The following is a 14,489-nucleotide window of genomic DNA, read 5'->3' on the forward strand; positions in this document are numbered from 1 at the left end:
GTGATACCACTGCGGAGTGGTAGTTCAGTTGGTTAGAATACCGGCCTGTCACGCCGGGGGTCGCGGGTTCGAGTCCCGTCCACTCCGCCACTTATATTAAGCCTCAGTCGAAAGACTGGGGCTTTTTTCGTTTTGGTTACCCGACTTACCTTAACCCCATTTCCATACTTACCTTAACCCCATTTCCATATTGAAACCTTGCATCGAGAGGCAGGCTCCTCTCTCGCTATGCTTTCTAAGCCCTGTCATGAACGAGTTGATGCGCAGTTCTGTGTGGTTTCTGCAGTTTCGAGCTCTAGTTTTGAGCCCCTGTGCTTAACTTACCAAAGCTTCCTTTATTATTACCTAGAAAGTTAATTCACTAGGTTATGTTGGGAGATTTCTCTGCTTTAGATGTTTTGATTTAGCCACAGGCGCTCATTAAAATAAACTCAGCGCATTTAAAACTTTCCGAACATGGATTTTGTTTGTAGATCTATTTAAGCCAGTGCCTGCCTTAAAGGATATTTGCTACTTCTTCCCCTCTAATCGTCTCCAACCGATAAAGCCACCACTACGTACGTATAACGTGAGCGGTATAGGTGCTCTCATAGCTGTGTTTGCTAAGTAAGTCGTTCACCTGGCACATTGACTGAGGAAAGGTCTTCTTTCAGTGGACCTTCGTGTAAGTCACGATAGTTTTAATAATTATCTGGCACTTTTTATTCTAAAGGTGTACGCTTCACATCGAATGTTTTTTCGACAGTAAACCATGTTATATCTCTTGTTTAAAAGCTTTGTAAGAAGGCTGAACTCCGTGCAAAAAACGCGATGAAGTGTTGCTCGGAGTCTTAAATTAATCTTCATCAGGTGTTTTATGCGTGAGTAACTTCGCTGAAGTTATACGCAGGCGTCTGTACACCTGATAAAAGAGAAGAGATGGCCGGTGATATTTCATCATCGGCCTTTTTGTATCTGTTAAGCAGCTACAAAGCATTATCCAGTATTGAAATAAGGGCCGGTATTGATCACCGGCCCTTTTTATTTGGTTAAAAACATGAGTATTTTACAAGTTAAAAATTTGTCTTATCAGATCGCTGATAAGAGTTTATATAACAACGCGACATTTCGAATTAACGTGGGAGAGAAAATAGGTATCACTGGAGCGAATGGCGTTGGAAAAAGCACCTTATTAAAACTGCTTATCGGTGAATTATCTGCAGATAAGGGCTGCATTGACTGGTTACCAAACCTTGAGGTGGGGTATTTAGAGCAACATTTTAAGATGGATAATGCGCTGACGGTTTATGAATGCTTAAAGAGTGCTTTTGAGAACTTATACGCTGCCGAGCAGAAGCTTTGGACTTTGTATCAGGCGATGACCGAGTCTCACTCTACATCTCTTTTAAGCCAAGTCGCCCGACTACAGGCATATTTAGAAGATGAAGACTTCTATGCAATTGATACCAAAATTGAACAAGTTGCTGTAGGTCTTGGCATTTATCAATTTGGCTTAGATACACCGCTTGTCTCGCTAAGTGGTGGTCAAAGACACAAGGTCCTTTTAGGGAGGTTGTTACTCCGCAACCCCGATGTGTTAATTCTCGACGAGCCGACAAACTATCTTGATGCTCTGCACATTGAATGGCTGGCCACGTTTCTCAACGATTACACTGGCACTGTTTTACTGGTTTCTCATGATATTGACTTCCTTAATCAAGTAGCGACCAGTATTTGTGATATTGATTATCAAACGGTCCGAAAATACAGCGGCACTTATGTCAAAGCAATGCAGCAAAAGCATCACGACGGTGCTTTGTTAGAAAAGCAATATAAGGCTCAGCAAAATGAAATTCGAAAGTTAGAGCAATTTATTGCCAAAAATGGCGCTGGAGTTAACGCGAGTCTTGCTAAGGGACGCAAGAAAAAACTGGATAAAATCGAACGTATTCAACTGAATTATATAGAGAAAGTATCGATGTTTGACTTTGCTCACCAGCCTATTGGGCAACAGTATGTGATTGACGCAAAAGCGTTGATGATAGGTTATCAGCAGCCTCTGCTTCCTGCGCTTGATATCACGTTAGCGCACGGGGAGAAGTTGGTCGTTTCTGGTTTTAACGGCGTAGGTAAGTCGACTTTACTTAAAACCCTTATGGGGGAGATCGAGCCGCTCTCTGGTGAGGTGGTATTGGCAAAAGGTGCAATGATTGGGTATTTTTCTCAAGATTTGTCTTGGCGTCACCCTCAGCACACGCCTGAGCAGGAGCTATGCTCTTGTGATCCAACGATATCAAGCAAAGAATCACGCAAGCTATTAGCTCGCTTTGGGGTCACCGGAGATAAGACGCAGCGCCACCTAGATACATTAAGTGGAGGTGAGCAAACTCGCGTGAAACTTTGTTGTTTATCAGTCCAGAAATGCAATGTTTTGCTATTGGACGAGCCAACGACACATTTGGATAGCAGCAGTAAAAATGCGCTTAAAGAAGCTCTCCAGCGCTTTTCTGGTAGCGTGATTGTGGTATCTCATGAGAAGGCGTTTTTACAATCTTGGCCCGACAGAGTTTTAGACATTTCGTTGCTCACTTGTGCTGAATCGGAAACAGAACAGGAGGTGGAGCTATGATGCAGTCCATGATCCTATTTCTCGTTGCTTTTCTTGTTGGTGCTGATGAGTTGATGCTTGGATCTATTCTTGAACCTATCGGAAATGATTTAAGTGTTCAACCGAGTCAGGTTACGTTATTTATTACGGCATATAGTTTAGCTATAGCAATTTGTGCTCCTTACCTGGGACGTTTATCAGACCGGGTTGGGCGTATTCGTATCATGTTGCCTGCTTGCTTCGTATTTGGGGTTGCGTCTATTACGACGGGCATAGTTCATGATTTTGAACTTGCGATTGCAAGTCGAGTGATCACAGGTATTGCAAGTGCAGGCATGTTGCCAATTGCATTTGCGTTGGCGGGAGACGCGAAGGGTAATAGAGCGATGCGTCAAATTGTGATGGTTCAGGCGGGATTAACGCTGGGTATGATAACTAGCCCAGCGATCGGAGCATTGCTGACCCAGCTTTTATCATGGCGTGCCGCTTTTATTATTTTGGGCGTTGCGGCTCTTCTTGTCGGTGCCATGAGCGTAGTGTTCATGAACAACAAGCATAATGAGTCCAAGAAGTCAGATACTCTGCCACCTATCACAGACGTCATTCATCTTCCAGGCGCGTTGAGGGCTATTCTAGCGATGTGTTTAGGCCTAGGGGGAGGTATTGGTGTATTTAACCTGATAGGCCTTCATATTCGAGATACCAGCGAGTTGGCGCTCGGTTGGGTGGGCGCTATTTATGCTGCTCTAGGGATCGTGAGTGTGGTTGGAAATATGTGCGTGGGGAGAGCTTGCCGTTGGCTTGGTAGCTCTCGAGCCGTTATGCGAGTGGCTTTAATGGTGTGCATACCTTGCAGTGCATGGGTGTTCTCAAATGAGATGAGTACGGTGACCGCTTATCTTCCAGCTCTAGTGCTCTGGTCTCTTGCTGGAGGGGTAGGCTCTCCGGCGTTACAAGCACATATAGCAAGCTTATCTGATGAACATCGAGGTGTGCTGATGTCTTCTGGAATGAGTATGATGCACTTTGGTGTCGCGATTTGGTCTGCCTTGGCGGGCTTTGCTTATTCTGTAGGTAGTGAATGGGTCGCTGTCGTGGCTTTGTTATTGTTTGGCTCAGCGGTAGTTATATTAAAGCCAGTTGGTAATGCTGAACAAAGTGAGCGTTATTCGTAGTGTTTTAGTAGATAAAGAAAAGCCGTTACCTAAAAAGGTAACGGCTTGTTCCAAATACTTTTTGAAAGCCGGTCTTAGTTCATGCCGTATTAACTTATATCCTGTTTTGTTTTGTCTCATTATTCTTCAATAAGATTTACTAATTCTTTGTATCATATGGCTTTGCAAGCCCCTTTTCTTTTCCTTTGTCTAGGTTTATCTTGTTTGTTATAGATTAGTTTGTGGGTTCAGTGGTGGGTTTGTATTAAGTTTAAACCCACTTAACTAAGTTTGAGGATAACCCCCAACCTGCGAACCTGCGTTACCTGCGAAAAAGGGAAAACAATGGCATTAAGTGATGCAAAGCTAAGAGCATTAACAAAAGGGCATGACTCTAAAACGCCCAAAAAAGTTTCTGATCGTGATGGTTTGGCCGCTTTAGTCAGAAATAGTGGAAGGGTTAGTTTTATTTATCGCTATCGGTTTAATGGTAAGGCACAGACAGCCACGCTAGGCGTTTATCCTGATATGTCATTGTCAGAAGCCAGAGCCAAACTGTCAGAGTGTAGAGCATGGTTGAATAATGGCCGTAATCCGCGGACAGAAATTAAACTGGCAAAGACAGCGTTTAGGCAAGCGGTCACAGTTCAAGACGCGCTAGAGTATTGGATAGACGGATACGCAAGAAAGCACCGATCAAATGCTGATAAGCACCAAGCCCAATTTCAAAAACATATCTATCCATACATTGGATCGCTTCCAGTTGAAAAAATTGAAACTCGCCATTGGGTTAAGACATTCGATGACATTTGTAATGGTACGCATTTTAGAGCCGCACCAGTAGCAGCCGGTTATATTCTGCAAAACTGCAAACAAGCCCTTATCTATTGTCGCAAACGCCATTTTTGTACTAGTCACGCATTAGATGACCTTCAAGTTACAGATATTGGCGAGCGTCAGAGTAAAAAAGAGCGTTATTTGACGATTGAAGAAGCTAAAACCGTTTGGCAATGGACGGATGATCATAAAGGTAATTGGTACTATCGCCAGCTCATTAAATTACTAATGGCTTTCGGTGCAAGAACACAAGAAGTTAGGCTAAGTAAATGCAATGAGTGGGACTTAGATAAAATGCTTTGGACTTGTCCAAAAGCTCACTCCAAAAATGGGGCTGAAATTGTTAGACCTATCCCTGAGTTTTTTCGCGAGTACATAGCTAGCCTTATTCAGCAATCAAAGAATGAATTTCTATTAGGTGAGTTCAAACAAGCTCCAGCAGTTAGCGCATGGGCTGCAATATTACCTAAACGGCTAAATCAAGAACCTTGGAGACTTCACGACTTACGGAGAACCATATCCAGTCACCTAAACGATGCTGGAATAGAACCACATATTATCGAAGCGATCTTAGGCCATTCAATTAGAGGGGTTGCAGGTGTTTACAACCGCGCGCAATACCTTGAACAGAAACGCAAAGCGCTAGACTTGTGGCTGGCAAAGTTAAACGAAACTGAACACCATTCAAACGTGAGGGCTATTAGATGACAACAGATATTAACTACGCGGAAATAAAAGAAGTACGCGAGATCATTAAGCAATGGGACGAAGCCATGCGAACTTTTCCCGTAGGTTATGCCCTAGAAAACTATTGTTGTGACCCTGAATTTCTTTTTCTAAGAATTAACATTCTTGAGTACCTTTCCGTATGGAAGAAATTTAAAGAAGGGGCAGCGAATAGAAGAGAACAATTAATAAGCCATGAGATCGCCATGTATCTAGCTTGTGATAATAAAACGGATAAGCCCGATAGACCCGCCCTAATGAGAAAGATGTCCATTGATGCGCTTATTAAGCATAAGCAAATGAAAAGAGCTGATGCGTTCAAGTTGGTTGCTGAGAGGACTGGTTGTACAGAAGAAACGGTAAGAAGTGAATATTACAAGCGCCGAAATAAAGATCAGAGACGGGTGGATAGAGAGAATCGGACTTGGTTAAGGGAGGATGCGCATCCTTCATTCAGAGATTTGATCATGTCAGCTGTAGAACGTAAAAAGTGGTACGTCTTCTACTCTAGTGGGGATTACCTGCCAGTCCCACCTGTAGCGGAATGAGAATACAGCATAGAATATTCATATCGAATCAAATAGGAGGTTTTCGATATGAATCAATCAGTACCAGAGCGGCTCATCAATATCAAAGAGATGCTTAGTCTAATCAATAAAGCGCGTCCGACCTTATACACAATGGTTAAGGAAGGGCGCTTTCCAGAGCCATTAAGATCACCAAGCGGGAGAACGCTGGGGTGGTTACCTTCGCAGTATCAAGAATGGCTGAGTGAGCGCCAAGGGGGTAGCAATGAATAGCATTGTGCTGGACATCCTCAAGGTGAATAGAAAGCGATTTACTGCAAAGCAATTTGATGTACTAAAGACAATAGCTAGTCACCCGAACGGTTACGACTATCGAAAAGGCTATGAGTCAAAAAGTTCGAATATCTACTACCTTCCCGCAAATAAGCAAGCGGTAGAAGATAAGCTGAAACCTATTGGCTTAACGATGATGAGTATTCCGGCTAATGATGGCAGTAGAAGGAAATTGTACTCTCTGAGGTTGGCAAAGTTACCCCCAAATATGGATCGCTGCGCAAAATGCGGGTTTGTTCAACTTGCTGATGAGTTGCTTAATTCTGGATGCGTGAAATGTGATAGAGAAAAGCCCACGGATAAACCGCAGGCTCAATAAGTAAATCAGGTTGTTGGTTGAAGTTTTGGCGACAGACACCAACAACCGTCATTAAAGGTAATATAAATGACAGATCAAAATTCTGCAATTGTTAGTGAGTTTGGTAACTCGAACATGCAACTAACTTTCGGTAACTATCATTCGCAAACGTCCGATTTTTCACTTATTGGTTACGATGCTATCCGTGACATGATGCGGAAACCGTTTGACCTTACTCAATACAAACCTGATGCAAATAACAAACTAAGACAGGCTAAAGCTAATTGCCCTTGGTTCCTTCCTAGTTCCGTTGGCACTTCGAAAACAAAACAAGCAGCCGAGAGTCATAACCAGTACACGGCATTGATTGCTGATATTGATACAGGTAATAGTGAGCTTGAGGATGTAGAAACAGATCTTAGGAATAACGGCATAGAATGTTTTTATATTTACTCGACTGTATCCAGCAAACCAACAGATAAGCGTTGGCGTGTTGTTGTGCCTATCAGTGAAGTCATTGACGCGGATCATTGGCAAGCATTGCAAGCGGCTTTAGTTGTGGCACTTGATGCTGATGATTGTACAAGCAGAACGCAACAAATCAGCTACGCACCCGCATTAAGTTTTTATAATCAAAAATGTTATCAAATCAGAATTTCCGACGGTGAGCCGCTGGATGTGTTTAATTCTTGGTTTGCTGAGCAAGCGGCTTTATTAGCTCAAGATCAAGCTAAAGAAGCGGAAGAACTGGAAGCAAAAACTAAAGCAGCTCAAAGGAAGTCTATTAGCCTAACTAGTGGGCAATTATCCCCAATTGATGAGTTTAACAAGTCTACTGATTGGAATGCTTTACTTTCTCAATACGGCTATAAAAAGCGAGGTAAAAAATGGCTACACCCAGATAGTACAAGTGGAATAGCTGGGGTTATTATTTCTTATCGTGATGATGTTAACGGCCGTTATGTATCGAGTCATTCAAGCGATCCGTTATGTGATGGTTTTTCGCACGACAGGTTTGATCTGTATTGTCAGTTTGAGCATGGCGGTGACACAGGCGAAGCTTTGAAACGTTTAGGCGCAGAGCTAATGACTGAAAATGGTTTAAGTGTTACTCGCCATAACCAACAAGCCCACAGCCAACAAAGTGTTACTAGTTCAAACAGTACACCAGCCGAGCTAGCTTGGCTGGATCCCCTTCCTTTTGATGTAGAACTCCACCCAGTTAATAAATTCGACCCTGAACTACTGCCCGATCAGCTTAAGAATTATGTCGTGGATTATGCGAAGCGCATGGACAACGCGCCAGCAGACTTTGCCGCTATCAGTGTTGTGATTTGTGCTGGGGCTTTGATTGGTGGAGCCGCAGAGATACAACCAAAAAAACTCGATACTGGATGGAGGTTGGTTCCTACAATGTGGGGCGGTGCGGTTGGCCAGCCATCAACTAAGAAAACCCCATCTTTGGGGTGCGGTAGAAAGCTACTAGAACACGCCCAGAAGTCAGTCATAGATAAGCTGAATGCTGAGAAGTTGGATCTGTATGAGATTGAAAAAGAGTTAGCGGAAGATTTGGAACAGGCAGCAAATGAAAAAGCTAAAGAAGCACTAGCCGCTGGTGACAAGAAAAGAGCGTTGGAAATAAAAAGGCAGGTTAAGAACCAGATCCCAGAATTACCTAAGCTTAGAAGTGTCGTTATTAATGACAGCACCAGCGAAGCCCTAGCGGTTCGACTAGAGAAAAACCCATTAGGTGTGCTTATGTTCCGTGATGAGCTTTCATCATGGTTGGCAAATATGGACAGAGCAGATCGTCAGCATGAACGAGGCTTTTATCTTGAGGGATTTAACGGCTTCGGGAGTTACAGCCAAGAGCGTATCACCCGTAAAAATATCGAGTTAGAGCGCGTTGTTCTTTCTGTTATGGGTGGCATTCAACCAGCCAAGCTTACCCCGTTACTAGCAGGCAAAGCAAAAGGAACAACAGACGACGGATTATTAGAACGAATAATGCAAATCATGGTCTACCCTGACTTTTCCGGTATGGAGTATGTAGACCAAGCCCCAAACGTGATGGCAGAAATGGCTGCAAAGAGCACCTTTGAAGCCTTAGCCTATCTTGGTGAACGCGATACACCGTTGTTATGCAAGTTTGAAGCACAAGCCCAAGAGCTTTGGGAGGAGTGGGCCAAAAACATGCTGAAACGAGAAAAAAGCGCAACCGCACAATGGCAAAGCATGTTAGGTAAGTATCCGGCATTATGTGCCAAACTAGCTTTGGTCTTTCACTTGTTAGAAGAATGCGGACGTACACTCGCGGGCGAGAAACCAGAACCACACGATGTAATAACGATTGATCACTTAAGACGGGCTATTAAATGGATGGATTACCTAGAGAGTCACGCGCAGCGGATAATGACATTCTTTGAAGCTGAAAGGGCATTGGCACCAGCGAAAACGCTACTTGATAAATTGCCCCAGTTAAGCCCAACCTTTACGAGACACGCGATAAGCCAGAAAGATTGGAAAGGGCTAACAAGCAAAGAATCGAGAGAGGAGGCGATAGCCGGACTTATGGAGAGGGGTTACATCCAAGAGGTGACGAAGCAACCGGAAAAAGGAAGGCCGACAGTTCAGTTTTATGTTCATCCAAGCTTTCAAAGCTAGCTAATACAAGACCGCTCGAGAGGGCGGTTTTTTTGTTTAGATAAGAGCTTGTTAACTAATACCTAGTCTTATTTTTTGTTTAATACAGGTAGTTACGTTTCTATTTCAATGTCTTGAGATTATTTGAACCCACCAATAAACCCGTATTTGTGTATTAATTAAAAATACATGCAAACCAAAACCTATCAATAAAAACATAACAATCGCTTAATCCTATCATGAGCAGTAGTCTATAACTTGATAAATCAAGCTATTTCAAGAGGTGATCCAATGGCTAACGGCTGGGGTGGTAAACGAGAAAACGCAGGGCGCAAACGTAACCCCTTACCTAAAGAGATGACAGATAAAGCCCTAGCACAACTAAATTCTCTTTTGGATGCTGGCGAAATCCAAGCGGTTCGAATGGTTATTGATCGTTCATTCGCACCTTTAAAGGCTATTACTCCAGAAGACTCGCTAGATGCTGAATATTTACGTTTGAAAATGAAAGAGCTTTCAGAGTTTGAGCAAAGGCTTTGCGCCCTAGAAAAGGCCACACAGAATGGCTAGCAAACTGCAACGCCTAGCGTCTTTAGAAGCTGCCACACGAAGCCAAAATAGCCGCATTGACGAAATTTTGTTGATCGCACCCGATATGGCACCAAGTGAAGCGGCTATGTTATGGCGAAGAGTTGTAGACGCTGAACCGCCGAAGTATCCAAAGACGACATATAAACACCCACAAGATGAGGCGGAGCAAGTTTATAAAAGCCTTATGTGTACCGAATAACTCCAAAACTAAGGAATAGAAGAATGAAACAGAAAACAGTAACTCAAATACAAGCGCGGTTATCTGAAATCGCACAAGAGCAAAACCAATTCGAACAGAGAGACTTTGACGCAGAGCTTTTAGAGGTCATGAGTTCAGGCGGTGATGTTGATCGGTTGGAACAAAAGCAACTTGAAGATGAGCGACAGGCGCGACGATTGAGAGTTGAGAAGCAAGCCTTAGAGCTTGAATTGCCAGTCGCTAAACAGCGTGAAGGCTTAGCAGAGTTGGAGGCCTTAAAGCGCGATTGTGAGGGCGATGCTTCGTTAATTGCAGAGCAGGTCGATATTATCAACAAAGCATTTGATAAGGATATTAAACCAGCGCTTGAGAGGTTATGCCAGATTGAGGCCAAGCGATACAGCGCGTTAAGCCGAGCTAGTACGCTCACCAAACAGTGCGGGATTCAGAGCAGCATAGTTAGTTACTTTGGTGTGTTAGATAGTCGCAGATTAAAGGCTATTCAAGAATACATCCACGCAGGACGTGATCCGGAAAGCGGAACGACATTTGTTACTAACGGCCGATTCATTGAAGATTTAGACTAAGGGAAAATAAAATGAAAGTTGATGCTGATAAAATTGCTAACGATGTGACTACTAAAATGCTAGATGAGCTAGACAAACTATTAGATAAGTATGTTGAACGTTCAGAGCAGGATAAGAAGCCAGGAGTTAACCATTCCAAAGTTCAAAGCGGTTCGCCTGATCCGAGTGACTACTTTGATACACCATTCGTTAATCATGCCGATAAGCAAAGCGGCTCACCTGATTTGGGTGGTTATTTTGCTTAACTCTGACTTACCCGTCACGCAGCAATGATTTGTTTCTTGAAGATGAAGGATAACGAGCAATGAAAAAACTTACACTAGCACTAATCGCGGCAATTTCACTATCTGGATGCAGTGACGTGTTTGCAAAAGAGCCGACAAAGCAAGAGAAGTGTGAGGATTTAGCACACACAGCAGAGAAGGCGATGACATGGCGACAGTCAGAGTTAAGTAGCGACATTCTAATCGGTAATGAAGTTAATCGACCTTCTCACAGGGAGGTCGTTAAACTAGCGTACCAGTACGATATCGAAGAGAGCGCAGGCGACAAGCTAGAACAAATCAAAGCGTATAAAGCCATCGTTTACTTGGCATGTATGGATCAAGGATTATGAAAATAGAGAAAACAAGGTTAGGTGAGTTAAAACTGAATCTCGACCAAGAGCTAAAAGCTATTGCATCGAGCTAACTAATTAAGAACAGAACCCAGTCATAGGCTGGGTTTTTTTGTCTACCGTTGAATACATTTTGATAAAGATATTTTAGTCTGCCTTGTGTTCTTTATGTTTTTTATTCGCGCATCTGTTTTAGGGGGCTATGTTATGTTTTGTTATGGTTTCGCCCATCATTCAGTTGTGAGTATCAGACTCTTTCCACGTCTAAATCTAAAAGCTGGGATTTCAGCAATAACACTGGGCAAGAGTGCCCAAAGTTGGACATACCTGTTTTATTCCCTATGACCCCGAAAAAATCTTATCGGTTTCACAGCGTGTGAAAGCTCTTTTCTCAAATAGGGGTATTACTTTCGCCCATCGATGGCAAAAACTTTCTCTCAAGCGGTTACTCAATCTGAGGAGCCGACAATTGGCCCATGCCGAAAATATCGTTATACGGTTTGAAGCCGTAAATAACGGAAAAGTAACGGTGATTTACCAGAGTTTCTCGACGCTATAAAAAAGAGTATTGAAGGTTTGCCTGATGCTTTCGACACTGATGTCGAAAGGTCCTTTCCATCTTCCAAAAAGCAATTATTAGCCTAACTGGTTTGTAATTAAGCGACCTATCGACTTTTCGCAGGTAACGCAGGTTCGCAGGTTGAGGGTTATCCGTCTGGAAACGGCTCTGAAACCATTTATATTAGCAAATGCTAACTTATGTAATGATTGGGCAGTAAGCGGCAGTGCCGCACACCCAACACCAGTCGGGCTAATATGATTTATTTTGATGTGAATTTTGAGGTGTATTTTCTGGGGTGTGTGTTCAGTGGTGGGTTCACATAGAAAAAAGGCCTAGCCAATAAAGGCTAGACCATTTTAAATCAATAAGTTATCGGCTTCTTATCAGTTCATGCCGTATTTCTTAAGTTTTTTGCGAAGAGTACCGCGGTTGATACCCATCATAGTTGCCGCGCGAGTTTGGTTACCGCGAGTGTACTGCATGATAGTATCTAATAGTGGCTGTTCAACTTCAGCTAGAACTAATTCGTATAGTTCTGTTACTTCCTGGCCGTTTAGTTGAGCAAGGTAGTTTTTAAGAGACGCTTTAACAGAGTCACGTAAAGGCTTCTGAGTAATCTGGTCTTGTGACGTTACTGTAGTTACTGTTAATGCTTCTGAAGTCAGATTTTGTTCGAACATATTCGGTCTAGCTCTTCTCTTAATTATGATGCAACGTTATCAAAATAACCTTCTAACGCCTCAATTTGCAGCGGAGCTGCGTCGATAGCGTTGAAGGTACGGCGAAACTCACTTGCCTGTTCATGCTCTTTCAGGTACCACCCAACGTGCTTGCGCGCGATACGTGGACCTAAGAACTCCCCATAAAATTCATGCAGAGCATTCACATGACCAAGCATAATGGTTTTCACTTCCTCAGTTGGAAGCTCCTCCATTGTGGTGCCGTTTTCCAAATAGTGATGGATTTCCTGGAAAATCCAAGGACGACCCTGGGCAGGGCGTCCAATCATTAAAGCGTCCGCACCGGTGTACTCCAGTACAAATTTGGCTTTCTCCGGGCTATCGATATCACCGTTCGCGATAACCGGAATTGAAATCGCCTCTTTTACCGCTTTAATGCTGTCGTATTCGGCCTCACCTTTGTACATACATGCTTTCGTTCTGCCATGCAGAGCAAGAGCTTGTATGCCGCAGTTTTCGGCTAATTTAGCGATCTGGACACAGTTCTTGTTGTCTGTATCCCAGCCAGTTCGAGTCTTTAACGTTACAGGAACGTCCACTGCATTCACGACCGCTTTCAAAATCTCTTCGATAATGTTTGGGTATTGAAGCAGAGCAGAGCCCGCTAGCTTCTTATTCACTTTTTTTGCCGGGCAGCCCATGTTGATGTCGATGATTTGTGCACCGTTCTCAACACTGAATTGAGCTGCGTCCGCCATAAGCTGTGGATCGGAACCCGCAATCTGTACAGAGCGAATGCCCGATTCGCCCTCGTGTACCATGCGCTGTTTCGACTTTGACGTTCCCCATAGTTTTGGGTTAGCAGACATCATTTCACTGACGGCCATTCCCGCACCATAGCGAAGACACAACTCGCGAAACGGTCTATCCGTTACACCAGCCATAGGGGCTACGATTAGATTGTTCTTAAGTTGATAGTTTCCGATTTTCAAAACGTCATCACAGTTCTGTACCAGCAAGGGCGCGCATTTTACGCATTTTTTCACTGCGTGAAAAGACTAATATTTGAGCATTTACAAATTGTTTTTGTAAATTGTATGAATTTCAAACAATTAGCTCTGAAAACCTTGTCTAGCCTTGCTTACGACCAGAGATGCGACACCATTCACTTTGCTCAACAATCGGGTCAATGTGAAGCTCGTCACGGTAATAGTTCGCAACATCTTCGGCTTGAGTGTCTAATACGCCAGACATAGCGAGGTCGCCATGTGGCTTAACTAGGCCTTTAATGATTGGTGCAAGTTCACGCAATGGGCCAGCAAGAATGTTAGCAACAACCACGTCTGCAATCAGACCTTCTGGTTGGTTTTGAGGAAGGTAAACTTCTAGTTTGTCGGCAACGCCGTTACGCTCTGCGTTGTCTTTCGAAGCAAGCAGTGCTTGAGGATCAATGTCGATCCCTATCACTTTTTCAGCGCCTAGTTTGATCGCCGCGATCGCCAGAATGCCCGAGCCACAACCGAAGTCGATAACGGTCTTACCGCTTAAGTTCATGCTTTCTAGCCACTCAAGACAAAGTGCTGTTGTAGGGTGAGTACCCGTACCGAATGCAAGGCCAGGATCCAACATAACATTAACAGCGTCAGGATCTGGAATGTCGCGCCAGCTTGGACAAATCCATAGGCGTTCACCAAATTTCATTGGGTGGAAGTTTTCCATCCATTCGCGTTCCCAGTCTTTATCTTCAAGCTGTTCTACTTTGTAAGCAAAATTGTCAGCCAGCATATTGCTCGCTTTAATTTGGTCGATGATGAAGTTAGTGTCTGCTTCTGCATCATACAGTGCCAGAATGTCAGTATCGCCCCATAAGCGAGTTTCGCCAGGTAGAGGTTCGAATACAGGTGTATCCTGCGCGTCTAAGAATGTAACAGACAGCGCGCCAGTCTCTTCCATTAGCATATCGCCGATTTGCTCAGCGTTTTCATTGGTCGCGTTGAGTTTGATTTGAATCCAAGGCATTGGTTTTTGCTCTTAAAGTGAATGAAGTGGCGCAGAGTTTACCAGAACTCTACGATTTGTTTGAGTATATACCCAAATAAGCCTACGTATTTGTTGAATGCTTAGAGTCCATACAAAACAAAAATGCCCA

General features: G+C 43.6%; 15 protein-coding genes and 1 tRNA gene. 13 read left to right on the plus strand and 3 right to left on the minus strand.

Going from position 1 to position 14,489, the window contains the following annotated elements:
* The first annotated feature begins 13 nt into the window (after positions 1–13).
* From L3V30_RS18600 to L3V30_RS18660, 13 genes are all read left to right on the plus strand, one after another.
* Positions 14–90 (plus strand) — tRNA-Asp (locus L3V30_RS18600).
* Positions 91–1,036: 946 nt separating this feature from the next.
* Positions 1,037–2,608 carry an ABC-F family ATP-binding cassette domain-containing protein gene (locus tag L3V30_RS18605; RefSeq protein ID WP_237309519.1) on the plus strand — a complete coding sequence of 524 codons (1,572 nt, stop codon included), beginning with the start codon at positions 1,037–1,039 and terminating at the stop codon, positions 2,606–2,608.
* Entirely contained in the window at positions 2,605–3,762 is a 1,158-nt protein-coding gene (locus L3V30_RS18610; RefSeq protein WP_176320518.1) for an MFS transporter, read from the plus strand. Before L3V30_RS18605 ends, L3V30_RS18610 begins: the two co-directional genes overlap by 4 nt.
* 324 nt (positions 3,763–4,086) lie before the next feature.
* On the plus strand, positions 4,087–5,286 hold the full coding sequence (locus L3V30_RS18615; protein WP_237309521.1) for a site-specific integrase: 1,200 nt from the start codon (positions 4,087–4,089) through the stop codon (positions 5,284–5,286).
* Positions 5,283–5,852 (plus strand): hypothetical protein, encoded by a 570-nt coding sequence (locus L3V30_RS18620; RefSeq protein WP_229614512.1) that lies wholly within the window; start codon positions 5,283–5,285, stop codon positions 5,850–5,852. Before L3V30_RS18615 ends, L3V30_RS18620 begins: the two co-directional genes overlap by 4 nt.
* 48 nt (positions 5,853–5,900) lie before the next feature.
* Positions 5,901–6,104 carry an AlpA family phage regulatory protein gene (locus tag L3V30_RS18625; protein WP_203474656.1) on the plus strand — a complete coding sequence of 68 codons (204 nt, stop codon included), beginning with the start codon at positions 5,901–5,903 and terminating at the stop codon, positions 6,102–6,104.
* The gene (locus L3V30_RS18630) at positions 6,097–6,483 is read left to right on the plus strand and encodes a hypothetical protein (protein WP_203520750.1); all 387 of its coding nucleotides are present in this window, start codon (positions 6,097–6,099) and stop codon (positions 6,481–6,483) included. Before L3V30_RS18625 ends, L3V30_RS18630 begins: the two co-directional genes overlap by 8 nt.
* A 66-nt stretch (positions 6,484–6,549) precedes the next feature.
* Positions 6,550–9,126, plus strand: coding sequence for a YfjI family protein (locus L3V30_RS18635; protein WP_237309523.1), 2,577 nt, complete (start codon positions 6,550–6,552; stop codon positions 9,124–9,126).
* 270 nt (positions 9,127–9,396) lie between these two features.
* Entirely contained in the window at positions 9,397–9,675 is a 279-nt protein-coding gene (locus L3V30_RS18640) for a hypothetical protein (RefSeq protein ID WP_203474653.1), read from the plus strand.
* Positions 9,668–9,895 (plus strand): hypothetical protein, encoded by a 228-nt coding sequence (locus L3V30_RS18645; RefSeq protein ID WP_203474652.1) that lies wholly within the window; start codon positions 9,668–9,670, stop codon positions 9,893–9,895. The genes L3V30_RS18640 and L3V30_RS18645 overlap by 8 nt, the downstream gene beginning before the upstream one ends.
* A 23-nt stretch (positions 9,896–9,918) precedes the next feature.
* The gene (locus tag L3V30_RS18650; protein ID WP_237309525.1) at positions 9,919–10,482 is read left to right on the plus strand and encodes a hypothetical protein; all 564 of its coding nucleotides are present in this window, start codon (positions 9,919–9,921) and stop codon (positions 10,480–10,482) included.
* 11 nt (positions 10,483–10,493) lie between these two features.
* A complete protein-coding gene (locus L3V30_RS18655) occupies positions 10,494–10,727 on the plus strand; it encodes a hypothetical protein (protein WP_203474650.1) in 234 nt (77 codons plus the stop codon).
* A gap of 59 nt (positions 10,728–10,786) precedes the next feature.
* A complete protein-coding gene (locus L3V30_RS18660; protein ID WP_203474649.1) occupies positions 10,787–11,098 on the plus strand; it encodes a hypothetical protein in 312 nt (103 codons plus the stop codon).
* A gap of 945 nt (positions 11,099–12,043) precedes the next feature.
* Here L3V30_RS18660 and fis read toward each other — a convergent pair.
* The 3 genes from fis to prmA form a co-directional block, all read right to left on the minus strand.
* Positions 12,044–12,340 (minus strand): DNA-binding transcriptional regulator Fis, encoded by a 297-nt coding sequence (fis, locus tag L3V30_RS18665; RefSeq protein WP_000462885.1) that lies wholly within the window; start codon positions 12,338–12,340, stop codon positions 12,044–12,046.
* A 23-nt stretch (positions 12,341–12,363) separates the two neighbouring features.
* Positions 12,364–13,332, minus strand: coding sequence for a tRNA dihydrouridine synthase DusB (gene dusB / locus L3V30_RS18670; RefSeq protein WP_005382505.1), 969 nt, complete (start codon positions 13,330–13,332; stop codon positions 12,364–12,366).
* 139 nt (positions 13,333–13,471) lie between these two features.
* A complete protein-coding gene (prmA, locus tag L3V30_RS18675; RefSeq protein WP_182034910.1) occupies positions 13,472–14,359 on the minus strand; it encodes a 50S ribosomal protein L11 methyltransferase in 888 nt (295 codons plus the stop codon).
* Positions 14,360–14,489 lie beyond the last annotated feature (130 nt).

It is taken from the genome of Vibrio sp. A1-1 (genome assembly GCF_021728175.1).
Classification (GTDB): Bacteria; Pseudomonadota; Gammaproteobacteria; order Enterobacterales; family Vibrionaceae; genus Vibrio; species Vibrio diabolicus.

Bases quoted from the DNA above. Each gene is read 5' to 3' on its own strand.
- L3V30_RS18605 (WP_237309519.1), top strand. From the start codon at position 1,037: ATGAGTATTTTACAAGTTAAAAATTTGTCTTATCAGATCGCTGATAAG.
- L3V30_RS18610 (WP_176320518.1), top strand. From the start codon at position 2,605: ATGATGCAGTCCATGATCCTATTTCTCGTTGCTTTTCTTGTTGGTGCT.
- L3V30_RS18615 (WP_237309521.1), top strand. From the start codon at position 4,087: ATGGCATTAAGTGATGCAAAGCTAAGAGCATTAACAAAAGGGCATGAC.
- L3V30_RS18620 (WP_229614512.1), top strand. From the start codon at position 5,283: ATGACAACAGATATTAACTACGCGGAAATAAAAGAAGTACGCGAGATC.
- L3V30_RS18625 (WP_203474656.1), top strand. From the start codon at position 5,901: ATGAATCAATCAGTACCAGAGCGGCTCATCAATATCAAAGAGATGCTT.
- L3V30_RS18630 (WP_203520750.1), top strand. From the start codon at position 6,097: ATGAATAGCATTGTGCTGGACATCCTCAAGGTGAATAGAAAGCGATTT.
- L3V30_RS18635 (WP_237309523.1), top strand. From the start codon at position 6,550: ATGACAGATCAAAATTCTGCAATTGTTAGTGAGTTTGGTAACTCGAAC.
- L3V30_RS18640 (WP_203474653.1), top strand. From the start codon at position 9,397: ATGGCTAACGGCTGGGGTGGTAAACGAGAAAACGCAGGGCGCAAACGT.
- L3V30_RS18645 (WP_203474652.1), top strand. From the start codon at position 9,668: ATGGCTAGCAAACTGCAACGCCTAGCGTCTTTAGAAGCTGCCACACGA.
- L3V30_RS18650 (WP_237309525.1), top strand. From the start codon at position 9,919: ATGAAACAGAAAACAGTAACTCAAATACAAGCGCGGTTATCTGAAATC.
- L3V30_RS18655 (WP_203474650.1), top strand. From the start codon at position 10,494: ATGAAAGTTGATGCTGATAAAATTGCTAACGATGTGACTACTAAAATG.
- L3V30_RS18660 (WP_203474649.1), top strand. From the start codon at position 10,787: ATGAAAAAACTTACACTAGCACTAATCGCGGCAATTTCACTATCTGGA.
- fis (WP_000462885.1), bottom strand. From the start codon at position 12,340: ATGTTCGAACAAAATCTGACTTCAGAAGCATTAACAGTAACTACAGTA.
- prmA (WP_182034910.1), bottom strand. From the start codon at position 14,359: ATGCCTTGGATTCAAATCAAACTCAACGCGACCAATGAAAACGCTGAG.